Source organism: Acidovorax sp. Leaf78 (assembly GCF_001422735.1).
GTDB lineage: Bacteria > Pseudomonadota > Gammaproteobacteria > Burkholderiales > Burkholderiaceae_C > Acidovorax.
Window position 1 is genome coordinate 132,548 of sequence record NZ_LMLZ01000003.1, and the last position, 20,862, is coordinate 153,409.

18 protein-coding genes are annotated in these 20,862 nt (G+C 60.9%); 11 read left to right on the forward strand and 7 right to left on the reverse strand.

Going from position 1 to position 20,862, the window contains the following annotated elements; genetic code table 11:
- Positions 1–140 precede the first annotated feature (140 nt).
- The 8 genes from tssI to ASF16_RS04490 all read left to right on the forward strand — a co-directional run bounded on the left by tssI (position 141) and on the right by ASF16_RS04490 (position 11,522).
- Positions 141–2,699, forward strand: a complete 2,559-nt coding sequence (gene tssI, locus ASF16_RS04470) for a type VI secretion system tip protein TssI/VgrG (RefSeq protein ID WP_056163310.1) — start codon at positions 141–143, stop codon at positions 2,697–2,699.
- 62 nt (positions 2,700–2,761) lie between these two features.
- A complete protein-coding gene (locus ASF16_RS04475; RefSeq protein ID WP_056163313.1) occupies positions 2,762–3,190 on the forward strand; it encodes a DcrB-related protein in 429 nt (142 codons plus the stop codon).
- A 110-nt stretch (positions 3,191–3,300) separates the two neighbouring features.
- Positions 3,301–7,344, forward strand: a complete 4,044-nt coding sequence (locus ASF16_RS04480) for a DUF6531 domain-containing protein (RefSeq protein WP_082516743.1) — start codon at positions 3,301–3,303, stop codon at positions 7,342–7,344.
- The gene (locus tag ASF16_RS25285; RefSeq protein WP_200926865.1) at positions 7,265–7,915 is read left to right on the forward strand and encodes an RHS repeat-associated core domain-containing protein; all 651 of its coding nucleotides are present in this window, start codon (positions 7,265–7,267) and stop codon (positions 7,913–7,915) included. The genes ASF16_RS04480 and ASF16_RS25285 overlap by 80 nt, the downstream gene beginning before the upstream one ends.
- A gap of 12 nt (positions 7,916–7,927) precedes the next feature.
- A complete protein-coding gene (locus ASF16_RS25900) occupies positions 7,928–8,239 on the forward strand; it encodes a hypothetical protein (protein WP_156371935.1) in 312 nt (103 codons plus the stop codon).
- A gap of 330 nt (positions 8,240–8,569) precedes the next feature.
- The gene (locus ASF16_RS04485; RefSeq protein WP_162241053.1) at positions 8,570–9,451 is read left to right on the forward strand and encodes an RHS domain-containing protein; all 882 of its coding nucleotides are present in this window, start codon (positions 8,570–8,572) and stop codon (positions 9,449–9,451) included.
- Between the two features lie 296 nt (positions 9,452–9,747).
- Complete coding sequence (locus ASF16_RS25905; RefSeq protein ID WP_156371936.1) at positions 9,748–10,761, forward strand: hypothetical protein; 1,014 nt, start codon at positions 9,748–9,750, stop codon at positions 10,759–10,761.
- 212 nt (positions 10,762–10,973) lie between these two features.
- Positions 10,974–11,522, forward strand: a complete 549-nt coding sequence (locus ASF16_RS04490) for a hypothetical protein (protein WP_056163322.1) — start codon at positions 10,974–10,976, stop codon at positions 11,520–11,522.
- 412 nt (positions 11,523–11,934) lie between these two features.
- On the opposite strand, the gene ASF16_RS04495 is transcribed toward ASF16_RS04490, so the two are convergent.
- The 6 genes from ASF16_RS04495 to lplT all read right to left on the reverse strand — a co-directional run bounded on the left by ASF16_RS04495 (position 11,935) and on the right by lplT (position 16,847).
- Positions 11,935–12,405, reverse strand: coding sequence for an OmpA family protein (locus tag ASF16_RS04495; RefSeq protein WP_156371937.1), 471 nt, complete (start codon positions 12,403–12,405; stop codon positions 11,935–11,937).
- A 238-nt stretch (positions 12,406–12,643) separates the two neighbouring features.
- Positions 12,644–13,144, reverse strand: a complete 501-nt coding sequence (locus tag ASF16_RS04500) for a hypothetical protein (protein ID WP_056163327.1) — start codon at positions 13,142–13,144, stop codon at positions 12,644–12,646.
- The gene (locus ASF16_RS04505; RefSeq protein WP_156371938.1) at positions 13,126–13,680 is read right to left on the reverse strand and encodes a hypothetical protein; all 555 of its coding nucleotides are present in this window, start codon (positions 13,678–13,680) and stop codon (positions 13,126–13,128) included. Before ASF16_RS04505 ends, ASF16_RS04500 begins: the two co-directional genes overlap by 19 nt.
- A 246-nt stretch (positions 13,681–13,926) precedes the next feature.
- Entirely contained in the window at positions 13,927–14,415 is a 489-nt protein-coding gene (locus ASF16_RS04510) for a glutathione peroxidase (protein WP_056163333.1), read from the reverse strand.
- A gap of 47 nt (positions 14,416–14,462) precedes the next feature.
- Complete coding sequence (locus ASF16_RS04515; protein WP_056163335.1) at positions 14,463–15,359, reverse strand: DMT family transporter; 897 nt, start codon at positions 15,357–15,359, stop codon at positions 14,463–14,465.
- 183 nt (positions 15,360–15,542) lie between these two features.
- Entirely contained in the window at positions 15,543–16,847 is a 1,305-nt protein-coding gene (gene lplT, locus ASF16_RS04520; protein WP_056163338.1) for a lysophospholipid transporter LplT, read from the reverse strand.
- A gap of 157 nt (positions 16,848–17,004) precedes the next feature.
- Here lplT and alr point away from each other — a divergent pair, with 157 nt between their 5' ends.
- The gene (gene alr / locus ASF16_RS04525; protein WP_056163452.1) at positions 17,005–18,120 is read left to right on the forward strand and encodes an alanine racemase; all 1,116 of its coding nucleotides are present in this window, start codon (positions 17,005–17,007) and stop codon (positions 18,118–18,120) included.
- A 278-nt stretch (positions 18,121–18,398) separates the two neighbouring features.
- Positions 18,399–19,280 carry a hypothetical protein gene (locus ASF16_RS04530; RefSeq protein ID WP_369817109.1) on the forward strand — a complete coding sequence of 294 codons (882 nt, stop codon included), beginning with the start codon at positions 18,399–18,401 and terminating at the stop codon, positions 19,278–19,280.
- Positions 19,281–19,405: 125 nt separating this feature from the next.
- On the opposite strand, the gene ASF16_RS04535 is transcribed toward ASF16_RS04530, so the two are convergent.
- A complete protein-coding gene (locus tag ASF16_RS04535) occupies positions 19,406–19,897 on the reverse strand; it encodes a MarR family winged helix-turn-helix transcriptional regulator (protein ID WP_056163341.1) in 492 nt (163 codons plus the stop codon).
- 69 nt (positions 19,898–19,966) lie between these two features.
- Between ASF16_RS04535 and ASF16_RS04540 the strand changes: the two genes are divergently transcribed.
- The gene (locus tag ASF16_RS04540; RefSeq protein ID WP_056163344.1) at positions 19,967–20,770 is read left to right on the forward strand and encodes a siderophore-interacting protein; all 804 of its coding nucleotides are present in this window, start codon (positions 19,967–19,969) and stop codon (positions 20,768–20,770) included.
- The last annotated feature ends 92 nt before the right edge of the window (positions 20,771–20,862 follow it).

Genomic DNA, 20,862 nt, shown 5'->3' on the forward strand with positions numbered 1-20,862 from the left:
CTGTTATTCCATATTGGTTACTTCGGTTACCTTTTGCGGTAATTTTCTGGGGTTAGTGAGCGTGGTTGTCAAGGGAATCTGCTGCTCTCATGGCTATCATCCGCAGCACTTAGAAACAACGGGCTTGATGCCTGCAGCACATGAAACGCCGCGTCACCATCCAAACCCCATTGGGCGAGCAGCTCAAGTTCCGGCAGCTGCAGGGCACTGAAGAAATCAGCCAGTTATTTTCTCTGGATGTAGATCTGCTGAGCGAAAGCAAAAGCATCGATCCCAAGGCCTTGCTGGGCAAAAATGCCACCATCGTGGTGGAGACCGAAGGCGGCGGTCAGCGCTACATCGACGCCATCGTCACCCGATTTGGCATGCAGGGCCAGGACCACCGCATGTTCTCGTACCGGGCGCGCCTGAGCCCATGGCTGTGGCTGGCCACCCGCAAAAGCGACTTCAAGATATTCCAGAATAAAACAGTTCCCGAGATTATTGAAGAAGTTCTCGGTAAATACGGATACCCGCTGGAAAAGAAGCTGACACGTAGTTATCGTACTTGGGATTATTGCGTTCAATATAACGAATCTGACTGCCAGTTTGTATCTCGGCTCATGGAGCACGAGGGCATCTATTACTACCACCAGCATTCCCCCGGCCAGCACGTATTGACGCTGGCGGACGATATCGTGGCATCGCACAGTCCGCTGCCAGGCGCCGCCACGCTGCCGTTCTACCCGCCCGAAAAGGCGGCTATTTCCGAGCGGGAATGTGTCTTTGCGTGGGAGCTGGCCGAGGAGATCAAATCGGGCCGCCATTACAACGACGACTACGACTTCAAAAAGCCCAAGGCCGATCTGTCGAATATGCGCAAGATGCCGGTGGGCCATGCGCACGACAGCCACGAAGTGTATGAATGGCCCGGCGGCTATACCGAGTACGGAGACGGTGAAACCTACGTGCGGGTGCGTCTGCAGGAAAACCTCACCCGCGAGAGCGTCGTGCAGGGCAAATCAAGCTGCCGCGCGCTGACCCCGGGCTACACCTTCAACCTCGACAACTATCCCCGCGAGGATCAGAACCAGCAGTACCTGATTACCGCGGTTCAATACCACTTCCAGGAGAACCCGGAAGTCAGCAGCATCGCCAAACCTACACCCAAGACCACCAAGGACGAGGTGGGGTCCATCCAGCGCTTTGTGCTGAAGGCGCAGCCCACCAGCCTGGCCTTCACGCCGCCGCGCGTCACCCCCAAGCCCCGCAGCCAGGGCCCGCAGACGGCCGTGGTCGTCGGCCCGCCTGGAGAAGAAATCTGGACCGACAAGTACGGCCGGGTCAAGGTGCAATTCCACTGGGACCGTATCGGCGCCATGGACGAAAACTCCAGCTGCTGGATCCGCGTGTCGCACCCCTGGGCCGGCGCCAAGTACGGCGGCATCTTCACGCCCCGCATCGGCCAGGAAGTCATCGTTGACTTCCTGAACGGCGACCCTGACTACCCCATCATCACCGGCCGCGTCTACAACAACGACCAGATGCCCCCGTGGGAGCTGCCCAAGCACAAGACGCAGTCGGGCTTTCAGACCAACTGGAGCAAGGGCGGCGGCGGCAAGCACATGCTGCGGTTCGAAGACCAGAAGGGCATCGAGCACATCGAGCTGTCCACGGACCACGGCAATACCCATCTGCACATGGGTTACCTGATGAACCAGAGCTCGGAGGCCAAGCGCAGCTATGGCTTTGAGCTGCGCACGAATGAATGGGGCGCTATTCGGGCGGACAAGGGGTTGCTGATCACGACGTATACGCAGGACTTCAAGCAGAAGATATCGCATGAAAACCCAGATGGGTTCGATGGCCTGGGTGAAGGCCTGGCCAACACCGCGTCGCTGATGGAGGAGGCTGGTGAGGCGGTGTCTGCCATGAACAGTGCGATTGAGGCCATCAACGGCCTGAAGACCTCGCACATGATGGAACTGAGTTCAGGCATTGCTGCCATGACCGGCGGCAAGGCGGCGATGGCGACATTGTCCAAAGCAGCTGCGGCCATCGCTGCGCTTGCCGGCGGTGGAGGCGGAGGGGGTGGTGGCGCTGGGGCGGAGACATCGATGCCGACCAACACCGACCCCGCCATGCCTCAGTCGCAGGCGTTGCGAGAGTTGTCCAAAGACATCAGCAAGCCGGTCGTCTCCATCGTCAGCCCCGAGGGGCATTCGATGATCAGCCCCAAGCCCATCGTGGTCAGTTCGGGGCAGAGCGTTTCGATGCATGCCAAGCAGCACATCACGCTGTCCAGCGGCGCGCAGCTGACCCAGCTGGCCAAGGGCGGCATGCTGACGCACGTGTCAGAGGGCGGCCAGCGCAACACCGTGACCAAGGGCGATATCGCATCGGAAGCCCAGACGGGCAACATGAACCTGACCGCGCAGCAGAACATCACGCTGGCGTCCAAGACGGACACTGCGACCGTGGTGGGCGACCAGAACGTCAACATCCAGGCGACCAAGGACTCGGTGCTGGTGAAGGCTGCCAAACACATCCGCCTGCAGGCGGGTGAGAGCATCACGCTGACCATTGGCGAGGGCGAAGGAGTCGCCTCGCTCAAGCTCACGGACAAGGGCGAGGTGGTCATCAAGGGCAAGAACGGGCTGATCAAGCTCAGTGAACTGCTGGATGTGCACGGGGCGCCAATACAGCTCAATTGCCCCTAGTGCACTGCAGAGCGCATCGCGCTTTGGGCCTACACATCTCTATGAACTGAACCGGAATTTCGATGCAGTACCAAATCAATGAAGGGTCGTTCAGCGTTCCCGACGGCATGCAAGACAACAGCATCAACGTGCTACTCGCAGGGCATAGTGGGCTTGGATTCAGTGTGGTGGTGACCAGGTCCAGACTTGAGCCTGGCGAAACGTTCGAGCAGTTGGTAAACCGGCAATTGCAGCTGCTGGGCCAGCAATTCAGCATGGCTGAGTTCACTGATCGAAGCGATCACAAAGACCCCGCGTCCGGTCAACTGCGGGCTATCGAATACGCCGTGCAGTTCAAACAAGACGGCGTGATGGTCTACCAACGCCAAGTTGGCTATCTGTTGGGCAACACGGGCAACGTAGTGGTGATGACAGCGGCTGCCCAAGCTCCTCTCTCAGACGCCCAACTGACGCAGTGGCGCGCCATACGTGCCAGTTTCAAGCCTGCATGACCGGTCGCGAGTTGCCAACTCGCCCTCACCCCCAGTCCGTGCAAAACCGATTCCAGCCCCCGGCTTTTTGCTACTGCCTTGATCCAACAGCCTAGTGCATTCCCTCCTTCATGAGCACCTATCCCGCCGCGGCCCGTATTGACGACCCCATTGCCCATACGAGTGCCAATGCAAGAATGCTTTTGCAATTGGCTGGGGTGGTGGGTGGCGGCATGTTGGGCGGTTTTGTAGGAGGCGCGATTGGCGGAGCTGTTTCTGCAGGACTGACCTTTATTACAGGTGGTTTTGCTGCGCCTGCTGCACCGGTGATTACTGCTGCAGCAACGCTTGCCGGGACGCATTACGGCATGCAGGCTGGTCAAGCGTTGGGAACCGCGGCGGCCGATTTTCTATTCCCGCCCACGGTCACTGGCAAGATCATCACGGGGTCAGAGAACGTCAAGATCAACGGCAAGAAAGCCGCGCGCGCGACCAATGCGATGCCGCTGGACAGCGTCATTTGCAGCAAACACACAAGTCGCCCAACCAATTTCATTGCTCAGGGAGCCGCCGATCGCCCTGAGCAGACGCTTATCAACCATGCCCTTGCCGCCCGAAAGGACGACAAGGTTGAATGTGGAGCCTACATCCACGAAGGGTCCCCCAACGTCTTCATCGGCGGCCCGCCCGCGACCGTTCGGAAATATGACGCAGAAGGCAACATCTTCCTGCGAGCCGCCATCATCGGCTATGGAATTTACAGCGCGATCAAAAGCCTCAAGTGCTTACCAAAGCTGCTGAAAGACCCACGCGCAGTTCTCAAGAACGCGAAATGTATCGTTCAGATGGTACAGGCCGGAATGTCGTTGAATGAAATCGCGGACATTGTGGCCAACCCGGTTCACATCGCGACGGGAGCAAAGCTGCTCGCCGGTGACGAAGACCTGGATTTCGTACTCCCTGGTGGCTTGCCTGTCGTCTTTCAACGGGTGTACAACAGCTTGGACCTGCGTTCGCGCACTCACTTCGGTCAGGGCTGGAGCAGCCCTTACACGGCCGAGTTGCACCTTGGGACCGATGTGCAGGGTATTCCCACCGTTACCTACTATGGTGACGATGGCCGTGACATTGAGTACCCGGTGCCGGCGCCAGGTGAAAGCCACTACAGCGTGGCCGAAGGAATCGCAGTCTTATGCAGCGAGGGCGGAGATTTCTTCGTGGTGCTGCCAGACGGCACCCACCAGTGGTTTGGAAAGCCCGATGACGCTTGTGTTTTGGGCCTGGGAAGTCGTGTGCTTCCGTTGCGTCGTATTGAAGACCGCAACAGCAATTTTCAGGCGCTACGCTACGACGAACTTCATCGGCTGACCCATCTGGCCGACAACACGGGCCGTTTGCTCGCCTTCGACTACGAAGGCGAAGGGAACCGCATCGCACAAATCCGTTTGGTGACGGGCGCCAACACCGCAGCGCATGAGGTGCCAGAAATTCCCGAAGTGCTGGCGCGCTATCGCTATGACGGCCAGGGTCAGCTGACCGAAGTGATTGGTCGGGACGGTCAGATTCAGCGCCTGTTTGGTTATGCGGACGGACTGATGGCCCAGCACCGCCTTTCGACCGGCTTGACCTGCCACTACCGCTGGCAAAATTTTTCTCAGAACTTGGGAAAAAGATCAGGGCCTCATCCGCGCGTTGTACAGCACTGGACAGACGACGGAGAAAATTATCAGTTTCAGTATGACTTGGCGGCAGGCACCACGACGGTGACAGAGCGGCTGGGTTCAGGCGAGAGCGCCCAAATCCGCACGCGCACCTGGGCTTGGAATGCCGATCACGAAATCACCGCCTACACCGACGCACTGGGTAACCGATACACGCAGACGTGGAGTGACACAAGGCAATTGCTGAGCCACACTGATCCGTTGGGCCGGACCACCACCTACGCATACGATGAGGCCGGCAATCTGATCCAGACAACCGATGCGCTGGGTCGTACAGAGAGCACCCAGTGGAGCCCGGCCCCCGCCAGTCTGCTTCTGGCCACTAGCGATGCAGCTGGTGCCAGCTGGCGCTATCACTATGACAACGACGGCAACCTGACTGCCGAAATCGACCCCCTGGGGCATACCACGTTGTACGCCAACAACGAGCGCGGTTTGCCATTGGTCATCACTGACGCACACGGTGGACGCAAGCAACTGGCCTGGGACGTTCGCGGGCTGCTTACCAGTTACACGGACTGCAGTGGCAAAACCACACGCTACACGTACGACCAGCGCGGCTACCTGCACCAAGAGGTTGATGCACTGGGCCACACCACCACATTGACGCACGACGCGCAGGGAAGGCTGCTGACACTGACGCTGCCCGATGGGGCCGCACATCATTACCGCTATGACCCGTCGGGGCAGTGCGTGCTTGCACAGGATGCCCTAGGCCACAGCACCAGCTACAGCTACAACCTGCGCGGTCAACTCACCGGGCGCAGCAAAGCGATTGGCAGCTTCAGCAGCAACATCCAGCTCGGCTATGACTCTGCAAGACGCCTTGCCGTACTGGTCAACGAAAACCGCCAAGCCTACCAATTCACCTACGACGCGGCCGACCGGCTGCTGATGGAAACCCGCATCGACGGTACCCGCCAAGTGCTGCACCATGATGCTGCAGGCCAGGTCGTCGGCGTGACGGAACACCCCATGTCTATGGGCATGGGCGATGCCGTGCCAGGGCATGCCGATGTGAAGCCGATCCATACGCAACTGGTGCGAGACGCTGCGGGTCAGCTCATCCAGAAAAAAATCTATTTGCCTGGCGCTGGCACCGGCACAACAGAGGCCCAACTGCCCGAGCTGCAAACCTGCATCGACTACGCCTACACCCCGACAGGCGATCTGCATCAAGCCCTGCAAAGCAACCCGCAGGGAGAGCCCCAGTCTCGGCACAGTTGGCAGTACGACAAGCTGGGACAGGTGTTGCAAGAGACCGCTGAGCACACCGTGCAAGGCCAGCAGCGCAGCACCGTGCTGCACTACGAATACGACGCGTTGGGCAACCGCACCGGCACCACACTGCCGGACGGGCGCACGCTCAACCACCTGTACTACGGCAGCGGCCATCTGCACCAGATCAACCTGGACGGCGCAGTCCTGGCTGACATCGAGCGCGACGACCTGCATCGCGAAGTTCTGCGCACGCAGGGCCGCCTGGCCAGCCGCTTTGCCTACGACCCCGTAGGTCGCAAAGCCGCCACTTGGGTTCGCCCTGCCATGCTGCGTGTGGGCCATGGCATCGGCAGTGACCAACGTGCCGACAGCCGGTGGAGCCCCTACGGCGGCGACTGGACCCAACGCCTGCAGCGACAGAACCCAGAAGACACACTGCTCAAGCGCTACGGCTACGACAAGAATGGCGAGCTCACCAGCGTCGAGCACAGCCAGCAAGGCCAGACAAGGCACCAGTACGATCAGGGTGGGCGCATCACCCACACGCATGCCACACAGCCCGAGCGCAACGAACACTTCCACTACGACCTGGCGGGCAACCGCATCAACGCACTGGAAGAAAGCAATCTCAGCAGCCAAGGCAGAGGCTGGGTGCAAAACAACCGGGTCAAGGTCCTACAGGACAAGCGCTACGACTACGACGGCTTTGGCCGCCTGATCAGAAAGCGCATAGGCAGCCACACCGAACAGCACTACCGCTACGACCACCAGCACAGGCTGACCCAGGTGGCGGTGGTGCGGGCAGGCAAAGACGGCCAGCCGCAAAGCCAAGTCTTCAGCTACCAGTACGACGCCCTGGATAGGCGCATCGCCAAGACGGACAGCTTTGGCACGACAGTGTTCACGTGGGAGGGAATGCGGCTGCTGCAGGAAAGCAGAGGCGCACAGACGAGCACCTACATCTACGAGCCCGGCAGCTACGTGCCGCTGGCGCGCATGCGTGCCCATCACCAACCCGCAGTGGGCGGACCGGTTCAACGTCGCTGCTGCTGCCAACGACGAGCCCGGCGGGTCAAACACACCGAATGTGCGACAAGGCGCGGGTGGCGAAGACGTCGCCCAGGTGTATTACTTCCACACCCAGCCCAATGGGTTGCCGGAAGAGCTGAGCGACAACAGCGGCAACCTGGTGTGGCGGGCGCAGTACACCACGTGGGGCAGCACGGTCAGTGAACAGTGGCAGAGCTTTGACACGGCAGGCCGACCCCAACAACAACTCGAAAGCCAGACGGCATCACTGCAGCAGAACCTGCGGATGCAGGGGCAGTACCTGGACAGAGAGACGGGGCTGCACTACAACACGTTCCGGTACTACGATGCGGACTTGGGGGCGTTTACTACGCCGGACCCGATTGGGCTCAATGGCGGATTCAATCTGCATCAGTATGCGCCGAATCCGATCAACTGGATTGATCCTTGGGGATGGGCATGCGGACCAAATTGGACGAAAAAGGGTTGGAAGCATGTTAAGGAAAGACACGTCCTGACTACAAAGCCCAGATGGGCTCATAAAAGCAAGTTTGAATTGGGCAAGGAAGGGAACTTAAAGAAAGCAATTGAGAAAACGGTCAAGCATGGAAAAGCGACGCCCCAGAAAAATGGCCGTACTAAATATGAATTGGACCACAAGCAAAAAGTGGGTTCAAAAACAGACCCTCAGACTGGCGTTTCAAAAGATCAAACTAAAATTACGGTTGTAACCGACAGGCACGGCAACGTAGTTACTTCATTTCCATCTGATTAACATGGACCTTATATGTCATTAGATTTGGTTGCTGCAAAAAATAAAAGAGATTTGAATGGCACTCAGAGATTTATTTCAATGCATGAATCATTGCATGGTGAAATATTTGCACTCGCAAATCCCGCTAAAAAATTCCCTACGTTGCATAAAATATCAGACTACTACGAGGATTCAACAATTAGTTATGGTGAATTAGACGATTTTAAAAAAGAAATCCTCGGACTCGTGAATGACTTGTCGGAAAAATCTCTGGCGTTTGAAATAATAAAATTTATTGATCTGTGCATTCAGCACAAAGAAAATATTTATGCGGAGTCGGATTGAATAGAGAGATTTTCCACTACGGCTGTAGCTGTGGCAGACGCATAGCCAAGCCCGACGGCTTTGGCGCCACTTCGTTCATCTGGGACGAGATGCAGAACAAGGCAGCGTGCACAAGACCAAGCTGTAGTAATCGGGCTGGTTTAATATGGCTGTTGCGGCTAACAACGAGCCGGCGGGTCAAACAGAGCAAATGTGTGAGAGGCCATGGCGGCGAAGACACTGCCAAGGAGTACCACTTTCACAGGCAGCCCAATGGGCTGCAGAAGAGCTGAGCGACTTCAGCGGAAATTTGGTGTGGCAAGCGAAGTGCACCACCTAAGGCAGTACTGTTTGCGAATATTCGCAAAGCTAGGGGCAGGCAAAGACGGCCAGCCGCAAAGCCAGGTCTTCAGCTACCAGTACGACGCCTTGGACAGGCGCATCGCGAAGACAGACAGCTTTGGCACGACTGCATTCACGTGGGAGGGAATGCGGCTGCTGCAGGAAAGCAGAGGCGCACAGACGAGCACCTACATCTACGAGCCCGGCAGCTACGTGCCGCTGGCGCGCATCCTGGGGGGAGATGCGGAACAAGGCAAGCAAGGCAGCGTGCCCACGACCAACCCACAGTGGGCAGATCGGTTCAACGTCGCTGCTGCTGCCAACGACGAGCCCGGCGGGTCAAGCACACCGAATGTGCGAGAAGGCGCCGGTGGCGAAGACATCGCCCAGGTGTATTACTTCCACACCCAGCCCAATGGGCTACCGGAGGAGCTGAGCGACAACAGCGGCAACCTGGTGTGGCGGGCGCAGTACACCACGTGGGGCAGCACGGTCCGTGAGGAGTGGCAGAGCTTTGACACGGCTGGCCGACCCCAGCAGCAACCGGGAAAAAAAACGCAAGGGGATATCCCGGGGGAGTGTGGAGGTCAACCTGTGGGTGGGTTTTACGCAATTAATGCGCTAAACAAAGTTGGTTGCACAAATATGGCTGTCAGTGAATATTATATTTCTAATTTTGATTTGAATAATCCGCAGTATGATTTCGACTATCAGGTTCTCTATGATGAAATGGGCGGTTTGGATATCGCCATTTGCGCTGAAATGCCCAGGGAGTTGGTTGTAAGCAAAACGCTTGTGGATAAAATTAAAATAAATAAAATTAAGGGTTTTGTTTTGTATTCGACCTTGGATATGACCATGAAAAATAGGTCGATATTCTTGAATATATAAGTCTCACGTTATGCAGAACGTTTCTTTTTCGTTAGAGACACACGGTTGATTAAGACGGGGATGGAAACGTCGGTGCCAAACAAGCTGAGCTATTACAGTGGCAGCTTGGCACGCTATGGGCAGCACGGGCTGGGAAGAGATTCGGCACAGCTGGCCAACCCGGTATCAATAGGGGAGCGATACCGCATCACTCCAGTAGGACCTGGCGATGTTTTGAAAGTATCTAGACATGGACGTTGGGCTGTACTATAAAATATTCCGGTGCGGTGATGCATTCCAAAAAGCCGATGTAAAAAATGGAAATTATTAGCTATTTCTATCAATCATCTAAACACTTGTCTGAAGCGCGATTGGATATTTTGCGTGGCGGGCGAATGGAATTTGTTGATATATTTGGCTTTCTGAATCTTTTTGATTTTGACTATAGATGCGTATTGATCATTGAATGCGTTGATTCGTTGTTGGAAAGTAGTAGAAAATATATTAAGGGTAGTCCGGTCTACTATCGAAATTATGAGGTTGATTTGCAGGCGGATATTGCGTTTTCCAATCTGACTGCAGATGTCGATTTGCCATTGACAGTTAAGCGTGGTGGGAGCTTTGACTTGCATGTCTCTGCGTCTCGATATGTGCCATTGATTGGTATGAATTGCACAAGCGAGGAGTATGAGAAGAGAGGGGTCGCGTACTCCGAAATAATCTTTATTCATCTAACCTTCTGCAAAAGAAAAAGTGTCGCGACTCCAAGTCTGGAAGCAAGTCAATTCATTTACGAAAGCTATGATCAACTGGGCTTCGTTGGCATGGATGAAGCGCTGTTTAATAATTTTATCGTCGAAAGACTAGGGCGAGGAAAACACGATCTTTTGCACAGTTTCACAACTACCGAGATTGCAAATGAACTCTTCCATGCTGGATTGATGATCCTTTGTTGGGGGATAACTCCGTGGGTTTATATGATCAACTCACTTGATAGTGATGAGGTCAGTATGTCTTTTACTGCAGGATTACCTGTGTGCCAAAGTGGATCCTATGTTTTTCAAGAAAAAATCAAAGAGATATCCATCGTGCCTGGAACTGCATTGAAGGGGTGGGATACTGAGTCTCAAGGCACTTGGCCAAAATTAAAATTGAATGGCGCGGGAGGGGTCGTCAAGGTTGACCTCTGTGTTGCAAAAGCCATTAACCCCTACGATACTTCCGTGCCAGATTGCTTGCCGATGCCATTCTTCAATTTGAATCGGATTGACGTCGCCTTGGCAGAATCTGTGCCCATTCTTTCGGCTGACATCGAGTCCTGCATGTCATAAATCTGAATGGGGTGGCAACGTTCTCATGGGTGAGGCATCCCGATGCAATCAGTGCAGATGGGGTGTGAATTTAGCATTCGAAGATCACAAGCATATGGCTGATATAATTTCCGAGTCAAAGTCATTTTGAAAACGGCCACGATCAATGGACCGTGTCGAAATTTTTGCCAGTGCTTCGATCTTGAATTTCATAAGCCCCCCAGGAGTAATTTTTGACCAGTAAATCCCATCTGAATTTTTCTGAATCCCTCGCAGAACAATTTAAAGCCACACTCAATGCCAAGACGGACTGGACTGGAATCTCTTGGCAGGACATGGAAACCGCCATCGGCCCAAATGCCGATAAATATCGGGCGCTGTGGGACCGGGTCACCAGCACCGAAAAGAAAGGTGTGTTTGCCCATTTCAGCCCGTGCTGGACGGGCATTCCCTTTCTGGGCGTGAGCTGGGCTGTGTCCAGGCGCATGTACCCGCTGGCGGCCATGCTGTTGCTGGCGTTGCTGGTCTTGAATCTCGCGTTTCCGGGCGAGAGCGGTGCGGCCAGGGCGTTGGGGGTTGCGATTCTTGTGTCGTTCACCCACAAGAACACCTACCTGCGCTGGATGGCCCATTGCATCCGCCGCATCGATGCGCAGGGGCTGGCTGGGCCGGAGCGTGATGCAGCGCTGCGCGAAGTGGGTGGGTTGGACCAGAAGTCCGGGTGGATCGCCGCAGGCGTCTTGATCTTGGTGGCGGTGGTGTTCGGTGTCGTTTTCAGCTAGAGAGCGAGTCCAACTACGGTTGCTGGCGGACGCCGGAAAGGGGGCGGCCTCTTCCCCAGCACATCAATTCAAGGAGCGCTGCGCGCAGATGGACGCGAGCTGCGGCTGACCCCCGGACGCGCTGGCGCTGAGGTGTAGTCAGGGGCGGCACGATTCGTGCTCAGCGCGGCGCCGATGCAGCGCGCTTGCCTGACGAATACCGAGCCGGATCTGCCCGCAGCGTGGTAGGGGCGGTCTCCACAACTCAGTCCTGTGGCAGGCAGTTAGGTCAGGGTGGTCCGAAGGCCGGCGAGAACCGCCGCAGAGCATGCATCCGTCGGGTGCAATCGGCTGAGCGTGCATGGACCCCTTGCGCGATCGGCCACGAGAACCTTCGTGCTGCAGCGCTGTGGCCCGCAGCGCACCCGGCCTCTTACTTTGCCGTGATCTTGACCGCGTGCAGGGCCTGTGTCGTGTTGAACTTCACGCGGATCGACTTGGCGGGTACGCCTTGCTTGATAAGTTCATTGCGCACTGCCATGGCGCGCATCAATGCGATTTCGCGTGCGTCCACGGGGGCGTCCTTCCGGTGGCAGTACCCAGTGATCTCCAGGCGTTCATTGGGCTCCCGCGTGGACGCCAGGCGGGTCAGGATGGCCTGGGTTTCGGGCGACAGTTTCACCTGCGTCGGTTTGAACTCAGCGACGATGCCGTCGGCGGGCAGGCGCGGCTCTTCCGGGGCGGGTGCGGGCGCTGCTTCGGGCGGAGGTGGTGGTGGCTCCGCCGCGGGCGTTGCGGCTGTGACTTCGGGTTCAGGCGCGGGCGCCGGTGTCTCTGCGCAACCGGCCAGGAGCAGCGCTGCCGCGGTGAGCAGACCCCAGGGAACAAAGCGTGTGTGAAGCATGAACATACCTATCAAAGAGAACAAAGGAAAAGATGCGAGCACAGGTACCGTCGTGCGCTGCAACTTGGCGCCGTGATGCCATGGTCCCGCTGGTGTTTTGTGCGGTGGTGCCCCAAGCTGTTTGCAGCGCTGCCACGGTACGGGATTGCCGCCCCTCGCGACAGGCTCAGTGGGCGCGGCGGCCAGCCAAGGCGAGCGCTTGCGCCGTGGCACCGCCGGACCCAGGCCCCGGCCCGGCTCACTGCACCAGTTGCCAGAAGGTGACCTGCGCAAACTTGGCGTCGTTGGCCCAGGGGTCCCAGATGGTCTTGTCGCCCCGGCTCTTGGCGCCGGGCCACGATCCCAGGGACGTGGACATCGCCGGCGCGTAGCTGCCCCGGGTGCGCAGGGTTTCTGACTTGCCTTCGCGGGTGTAGGTGTAGCCGCCGGCCGTGGTGTCGGGCCCGGGGTACACAACGATCACGTGTCCGTTGGACGCCTCTGACTTTCCGCCCACAACGAGGACACCCTCGCGCGCCAAGCGCCCCACCTGTCCTGCTGGCACGATCTTCCAGTGCGCATGTCCTCGCATGTGCTCGACGAGCGCGTTGGCGCTCAGCCAGGCCTGGTTGGGCAGGTACTGCTTGATGACATGCCAGACGGCATGGCTGCAGGAGTTGGGGTACAGCGCATAGGCGGAGTCGCAGGCCTGCTTGAGCTTGCTGACGGATGGCGCGGTGTCTACGACGTCGGTGGGCACGAGGTTTTGTCCTGAGAGGGGTGGGTGTTCTTGGCGGCATAGCCGCCGGAGCGGGGATTCCAGTGCAGGCTGGGAAGCGTGGCATCGCCGCCGACCGCGGGGGATTTCACGGCCAAGCGCAGCTCGTGCGGCACACCGCGCTGCCAACGCCCGGCGCTGATGGTGAGTTCCTGCGGGGGGTCTACCGGAAAGAGGTGGGCAATGCGGCCCAGGCACCGTCCGGTCTCGTCAATGAGCATCGGCAGCGGAAAGTTCTGCCAGGGTGCGTCCGCCGGCAGGCTCTTGTAATAGTCGTCGGTGAAGACACTGAGCAATCGCACCTTGGCCACCGCAGCGGACGGGCCGGACTGGCGTGCAATGTTGCAGACGCGGACCGCTGCGCGGTAGGGCGTCATGTCTGCGGGTAAGCCCATGCCTTGCTCCACCGGCAGGCACGCCGTCGGGGCAATGGTCACAAAGTCATGGGCCTGTGAGGCGCAGGCCGATGCGAACGACGCCGTGAACAAGCAAGCGCGCCACCAAGCGGATGCGGACATGAAGGAAGGTCTCCCAAGCAGCAGAACATGCGGTGGGTGCTCTGCGTCACCCTGAAACGACGCCGAGTGTCGCTGCAGATGCTTGCTGTTTTGAAGTCAACCGACCGATTGGCAACCGCTTGATTCAGCTTTCACAAAATCCTACAGCCCGCATCATTCGGTAACTGAATTGGAGTCGAGTTCGCTATCTGCAGCACATCCTGCTTTGTGCCCTGGCCACGGAGGGGTCGAGCGCCATGGCCCGGCTCAAGCCAGCGCCGCCTCGATATCCCCCGCCAGCTTCTTGGGCGCATCTTGCGGCGCATACCGCCGTATCACCCGCCCATCCTTGCCGACGAGGAACTTGGTGAAGTTCCACTTGATGGCCTTGCTGCCCAGCAGGCCGGGGGCTTCGGCGGAGAGCCATTGGTACAGTGGGGAGGCGTTGGCGCCGTTCACATCGATCTTGGCCATCATCGGAAAGCTCACGCCGTAGTTCAGTTGGCAGAAGCTAGCGATTTCGTCGTTGCTGCCCGGGTCCTGGCTGCCGAACTGGTTGCACGGAAAGCCGAGCACCACCAGGCCTTTGTCGGCGTACTGCTTGTGCAGTTCTTCGAGGCCGCCGAATTGGGGCGTGAAGCCGCAGGCGCTGGCCGTGTTCACGATCAGCAGCACCTTGCCCTTGTACTGCGATAGCGGCACGGTCTGGCCGTTCATCTGCTGGGCTTCAAAGTCGTAGATGCTGTGGTCGGGCATGGCGCAGGCTCCTGAGGGTGGAAGGAAGACGCACCATGGTAGTTCTTTCAGTGCGGCGCCGCGCCGGGCCGGCGGAACTGCAGTGCCGCCAGCAGCGATGCCAGCAGGATCAACGCGCCGCCCACCACCGTGCGGGGCGTGAGGGTGGCGGCGCCCAGCAGGGCCGATGACACGCTGGCGAACATTACCTCCGACAGCATCACCAGCGCCGTGGTGCCGGCCGCCAGGCGCGCGGCGCCGAACTGCAGGGCCCAGTTGCCCAGCATGAGCACGCCGGCCAACAGCACGGCGGTGATGAGCCAGGTGCTGTTCACCGCCGGGAACGGGTCGACCACGCCCACCTGCAGCCCCACGCAGGCCACGGCCAGCGCCATCAGCATGCAGCCGCCGAACATCGAGAACATGCGTGCCGGCCCGGGCACCGCGTGCAGGCGGCGCAGCGTCACGTTGGTGAGCGCGAACATGAACCCGCCCAGCAACGCCAGGCCGTCGGCCAGCGACAGGTTCTGCAGCAGCCGCTCAGCGGGCGCCCCCTCGGGCAGCAGCACCAGCACCACGCCGGTGAAGGCCAAGGCCAGGCGCAGCAGCGCCGACGTCGTGGGCCGCTCGCCCAGAATCCTCCAGGCCAGCAGCACCGCCCAGGCGGGCATCAGATAGAACAGCAGGATCACGCGCACCACATCGCCAATGGTCACGGCCCAGTTGAACGCCACATTGTTCAAGCCCGAACTCAGCGCCAGCAGCCACAACTCAGGATGCGCCCGCACCTGCGCCAGAATGCCCGGCCGCCAGACGAGAAGCCCCATCAGCACCACCGCATACATGAACGCCGTGGCCCACAGCGGATGCAGCCCCGCCCGGTGCATGTGCTGAAACGGCCACCACGCCAGCCCCCAGACAAAAGCGTTGAACAGCAGGGCAGCAAAGGGCAGGCGCGATGGCATGAGAGGAAAATTGGCCGCTACCGCACAACAGATAAGCGCAAGCAGCTATGAAATTTATAGTAAGCGACACGCCCTCAAAAACTGGCGCGCCCTAAAAACCAGTGCACCCGTGGATCTGGCTCCGCCAGTCCAGGGGGTGCGTCCCCCTCCGGGGGAAGCGGCGCAGCCGCTCAGGGGGGCTTCTCAGTGATGCGCGTCGTGCCGCGCAATGTGCAGCAAGTGCTCCACCTCTTCGCGGTGGTGGATGCAGTTGCTCTGGTGCCAGCGCCGGATCAGCCACATCACGCCCGCCACCACCAGGCCGAACGCGGTGATGGCGCCAAACACCGACAGGCCGAGCTTGAGCGACAGGCTGTAGAACGCGCCCAGTGCCAGGATGCAGGCCTGCTCGTTGAAGTTCTGCACGGCGATGGAGCGGCCCGCGCCCATCAGGTTGTGGCCCCGGTGCTGCAGCAGTGCGTTCATGGGAACGACCAGGTAGCCGCCCAGGCCGCCCAGCACGATGAGAAACGGTATCGCCACCCAGATGTTGTTGATGAACACCATCAGGATCAGCAGCAGCCCCATCGCAATGCCCAGCGGGATCACCTTGGTGGCGACATCCAGGCGCATGCGCATCGACGCGACCACTGCGCCCACGGCGGTGCCGATGGCGACCACGCCCGTGAGGGCCGAGGCCTGCGTGGTGTTGTAGCCCAGTGCCACGGCGGCCCACGCCAGCACGATGAACTTGAGATTGCCGCCCGCGCCCCAGAACAGCGTGGTGGTGGACAGCGAAATCTGGCCGAGCTTGTCGCGCCACAGGCGGCTGTTGCAGGCCCAGAAGTCCGGCAGCAGGCTGAGCGCGTTCGACAGCACGCCGCGCGATGGGTCGGAGCGCATGGGGCGCATCTCCACCCCGGTGTGCGGAATGCGGGTGTTGAACCACGCGGCCAGTGCGTACACCGCGATCAGCGCAGCGATGGCCGATTCGGCCGGAGTGTCCACGCCGGTGCTGATGAAGGGGAAGTCAAAACCCAGCAGCATGGCCGACAGGTGCTGGCCCACCAATTGGCCGCCAAACAGCACGCCCAGGATGATCGATGCGATGGTGAGCCCCTCGATCCAGCCATTGGCCTTGACCAGCTGCGACGCGGGCAGCAGCTCGGTGAGGATGCCGTACTTGGCGGGGGAATACGCTGCGGCGCCCAGGCCCACCACCGCGTAGGCGATGAGCGGGTGCGAGCCGAACAGCATCATCAGGCAGCCCACCACCTTGATGGCATTGCTGACGAACATCACCTTGCCCTTGGGCAGGGCGTCGGCAAAGGCGCCCACGAACGGCGCCAGCACCACATAGAACAGCGCGAACATGGGAACCAGCGCAGCGCGCTGCCATTCCGGGGCGCCCTCTGAGCGCAGGAGTTCCACGGCGGCGACGAAAAGTGCGTTGTCGGCCAGCGAGCTGAAAAACTGCGCCGACATGATGGTGTAGAAACCGCGCTTCATCGAATGGCTGTTGGGTGCATCAGTTCGGCTGATGCCCTGTTAAAAGTGGGGAACCCTGGCAAGTGACAGGCGGTTATATCACGCGGATAAACGGCCACGATGCCAGAATCCTTCGCGTATTCCCCGGTAAATCCCTCGCTCCATCATGTCCTTTTCCATGCCACGTCCCATCACAGCCACCATCCACACCGCCGCCCTGCACCAGAACCTGGAGCGCGTGCGCCAGTCGGTCCCCGACGCCAAGGTCTGGGCGGTGGTCAAGGCCAATGCCTATGGGCACGGCATCGAGCGGGTGTTCGAGGGCCTGCGCAGCGCCGACGGCTTTGCGCTGCTGGACCTGGGCGAGGCCGAGCGGGTACGCCAGCTGGGCTGGCGCGGGCCCATCCTGCTGCTCGAAGGCGTGTTCGAGCCGCGCGACCTGGAGCTGTGTTCGCGCCTGTCGCTGTGGCACGCCGTGCATTGCGACGAGCAGATCGACATGCTGGCCGCGCACAAGACGCAGGTGCCGCACCGCGTGTTCCTCAAGATGAACTCCGGCATGAACCGCCTGGGCTTCACGTCCCAGCGCTACCGAGCGGCCTGGGCGCGGCTCGATGCGCTCACGCAGGTGGACGAGATCTCGGTCATGACCCACTTCAGCGATGCCGACGGCCCCCGCGGCATCGGCCACCAGATCGACGTGTTCAACCAGACCACGCAGGACCTGCCCGGCGAGCGCAGCCTGGCCAACAGCGCGGCCACGCTGCGCCACCACGGCGACGCGCGCCTGCGCTCGGACTGGGCGCGGGCCGGCATCGTGCTGTACGGCAGCGCGCCGGACTTCCCCGAAAACGATGCCGCGCACTGGCAGCTCGCGCCCACCATGACGCTGTCCACCCGCCTGCTGGCTGTGCAGCAGCTGCAAAAGGGTGACACCGTGGGTTACGGATCGCGCTTCACGGCCGAAGGGCCGCTCACCATCGGCGTGGCGGCCTGCGGCTATGCCGACGGCTACCCGCGCCACTGCGACACCGGCACGCCCGTGCTGGTGGGCGGCGTGCGCACGCAGCTCGTGGGCCGCGTGAGCATGGACATGGTCACGGTGGACCTCACGCCGCTGGTCGAGCGCGGCATGCCGGTGGGCTTCGGCACCGAGGTCACGCTGTGGGGCCAGGCCAGCAACGGCGCAATCCTGCCGATCGACGAGGTGGCGCGCGCTGCCGGGACGGTGGGGTACGAGCTGATGTGCGCGCTGGCCCAGCGTGTGCCGGTGGCGGTGGACGGCGAACGCTGACGCCCGGTCCTGCCGGCACCGCCCGCGGGCTGTGGCACGCGGATTCGTCGACAAGTTCACGGGCCCTGCCGCTGGCCGGGCAGGGCGGAGCGCCGGCACGGCATGAAAGTGGTGTGAAATGGGCGCCGCTGCGCAGCAAGAAGCAAAAGCAAAAGCAAAAGCAAAAGCAAAAGCAAAAGCAAAGAAGAAAACACCGCAGCACCAGTCCAGCGCCTGCGGCGGTCCTGCATCGGGACTGCGGCAGGCCCTGCCTCCACCTTCACGACGCGTTTCCTTGTATGGCCACTCCCCGCAGCGACCGCAGCAATGGCAGCAAAAACAGCAGCCATCACGGCAACCCCAACCAGCCGAAAAAGGGCTCCAGCTGGCGCTCCGTGCGCATGCCGCAGCACGGCAGCGTCGCGCGCACCCTGCAGCAGCGCTACAGCCTGCGGCTGCACGGGCTGCTCATCGGCAGCTTCACGCTGCTGCTCATGTGGTGCACCTCGCACGTGCAGATGCTGGCGGGGGTGGAGTCGCTGGCGCTGCGGTATGCGGTGACGCTGTCTGTCGGCTACCTGGGGTACCTGCTGGTGCTGCGGGCCTGGGCCGCGCGGCTGGTGCGCAGGCGCGAGGAGGAAGAGGACAGCGTCGATGCCAACGTGGACCTGCCCGACCTGTCCTGGCCCGGCGGCGGCTCGCCGTCCGGTGGCGGCCATGTGCCGATGCCGCGCACAGGGGGCGGCAACTTCGGCGGCGGCGGTGCGTCGGGGGACTACGGCAGCAGCAGTGGCAGCGACGGCAGTGCGCTCGGCGACCTGGCCAGCGGCGCGGCCGATGCGCTGGGCAGTGCCGACGAAGGGGCCGTGGTGGTCGTGCCGGTGGTGGCCATCTTTCTCATCGGCGCGGCGCTCATCCTGGGCGCGGGCTCGCTGGCCATGCTGTTCTTCGGCTGGGACGTGCTGCTGACCGTGGCGGTGGAGATCGCGTTTTCGGTGGCCACGGCGCGCGCCGCAGTGGGCGTGGAGCGCGAGGGCTGGCTGGGCGCCGCCGTGCGGCTGACCTGGAAGCCGCTGCTTGGCGCGCTCATCTGCGCCGTCGCACTGGGCGCGACCATCGACCACTTCCTGCCCGATGTGCAGTCCCTGCCACAGGCGGTGCGGGCGATTCAGGGGCGTTGAGGCGATTGCTATTTTTTGGAATAGCGTGAAAGTCATATCCAACCAGCGGCAGGGCACATTTTTAACTGGATCACCGGGTGGCCAATGCGGGGCCGGGTGCATACCCCTGCGACTAGCGGTGGCCCTCAGCGGCGGCCGTGCCGGCCTTCCTCGCACCCCGAAGCGCCCAGCGCATCGACACTGCTGCGCACCTGCGCCAGCAAGGCCAGCAACTGGGCCTGCGTGGCGCTGTCGCAGCCCTGCAGCAGCGTGGCCGCCACGCCGCGGCGGGCCTCGCGCAGCGCCTGGTGCAGAGCCAAGCCCTGGGCGCTCAGGCTCAGACAGCGGCTGCGCTTGTCCTCGGCATTGGGCGCGCTCTCCAGCCAGCCCTTGTCCTGCAGCATGCCCACCATGCGCGCCACCTGCGCCTTGTCGGCACCGCTGTGGGACACCAGCTCCTTTTGCGTGGCGCCCGGGTGGCGGCCCACGAACATCAGCGCCCGCACTTCGTTGAGCGTGAGCTCTGGGTGCACCGACGCCATGGTGCGCACCATGTGCGCCTTGTACACATGCAGCAGGTCGTGCATGGCGTCAAAGACGTCGGAAGGCCCCTTTGGAGCGGCGGTTCGGGAATTCATCGTGTTGTGTAGTTGACAAAATCAACCAATGAGAAGATCATTTGGTGGACTTTGTCAACATTCTAGATCATGAACACACCTCTGCCCATCACCACACCCGCGCACCTCGCCGTCGAGCGCGTCCGCCACACCCTGCAAGCACGCCACCTCCAGGTGGTGCGGCGCACCGACCTCAGCCCCGGCTTCGTGAGGCTGACCCTGGCCGGGCCTGAACTGGCCGGTTTCGTGAGCGCGGGTTTCGACGACCACCTCAAGCTCATCCTGCCGCAGCCGGGGCAAGAGCGCCCCTCGCTGCCGTCGGTGCAGGACGGCCGCCCGGTGTTCCCCGACCCGCGCCCCGTACTGCGCGATTACACCCCTGCACGCTTTGATGCCGCCACAGGCGAACTCGACATCGAAGTGGCCCTGCACGACGCCGGCCCCGCCACCGACTGGGCGGCCAGCGCCTTCGTGGGGCAGTGGGTGGGCATTGCCGGGCCGCGCGGCAGCCTGGTCATCCCCACGGGTTTTGACTGGCACTGGCTCATCGGGGACGAGTCGGCCCTGCCGGCCATCGCGCGCCGCTTGGCCGAGCTGCCCGCCACCACCACTGCCACGGTCCGCATTCACGTGCGCAACCCGGCGGACCAGCGCACCCTGGCCAGCGCCGCGCAGCTCGACTTGGCGTGGGTGGACTCCTTGCCCGCAGCGGTCGATGCGCTCGCGATACCGCCCGGCGCAGGCTACATCTGGGCCGCCGGCGAGCACAGCGACATGGCCGCAGTGCGCAACGTGGTGCTCGCCAAGCCCGGGGTGGACGCCAAGCGCATGCGCATCGCGGCGTACTGGAAGCGTGGTGTGGCGGATCACCACGAGGACTTGGCCAGCGCGTGAACTGAGCTGCCCGATGGCGCTGTGCAGCACCGGCGACTTCGGCGCGCCGGGTGCTGCCGCCGCTGCTGCTGCCGCTGATCGGAGATCACGGT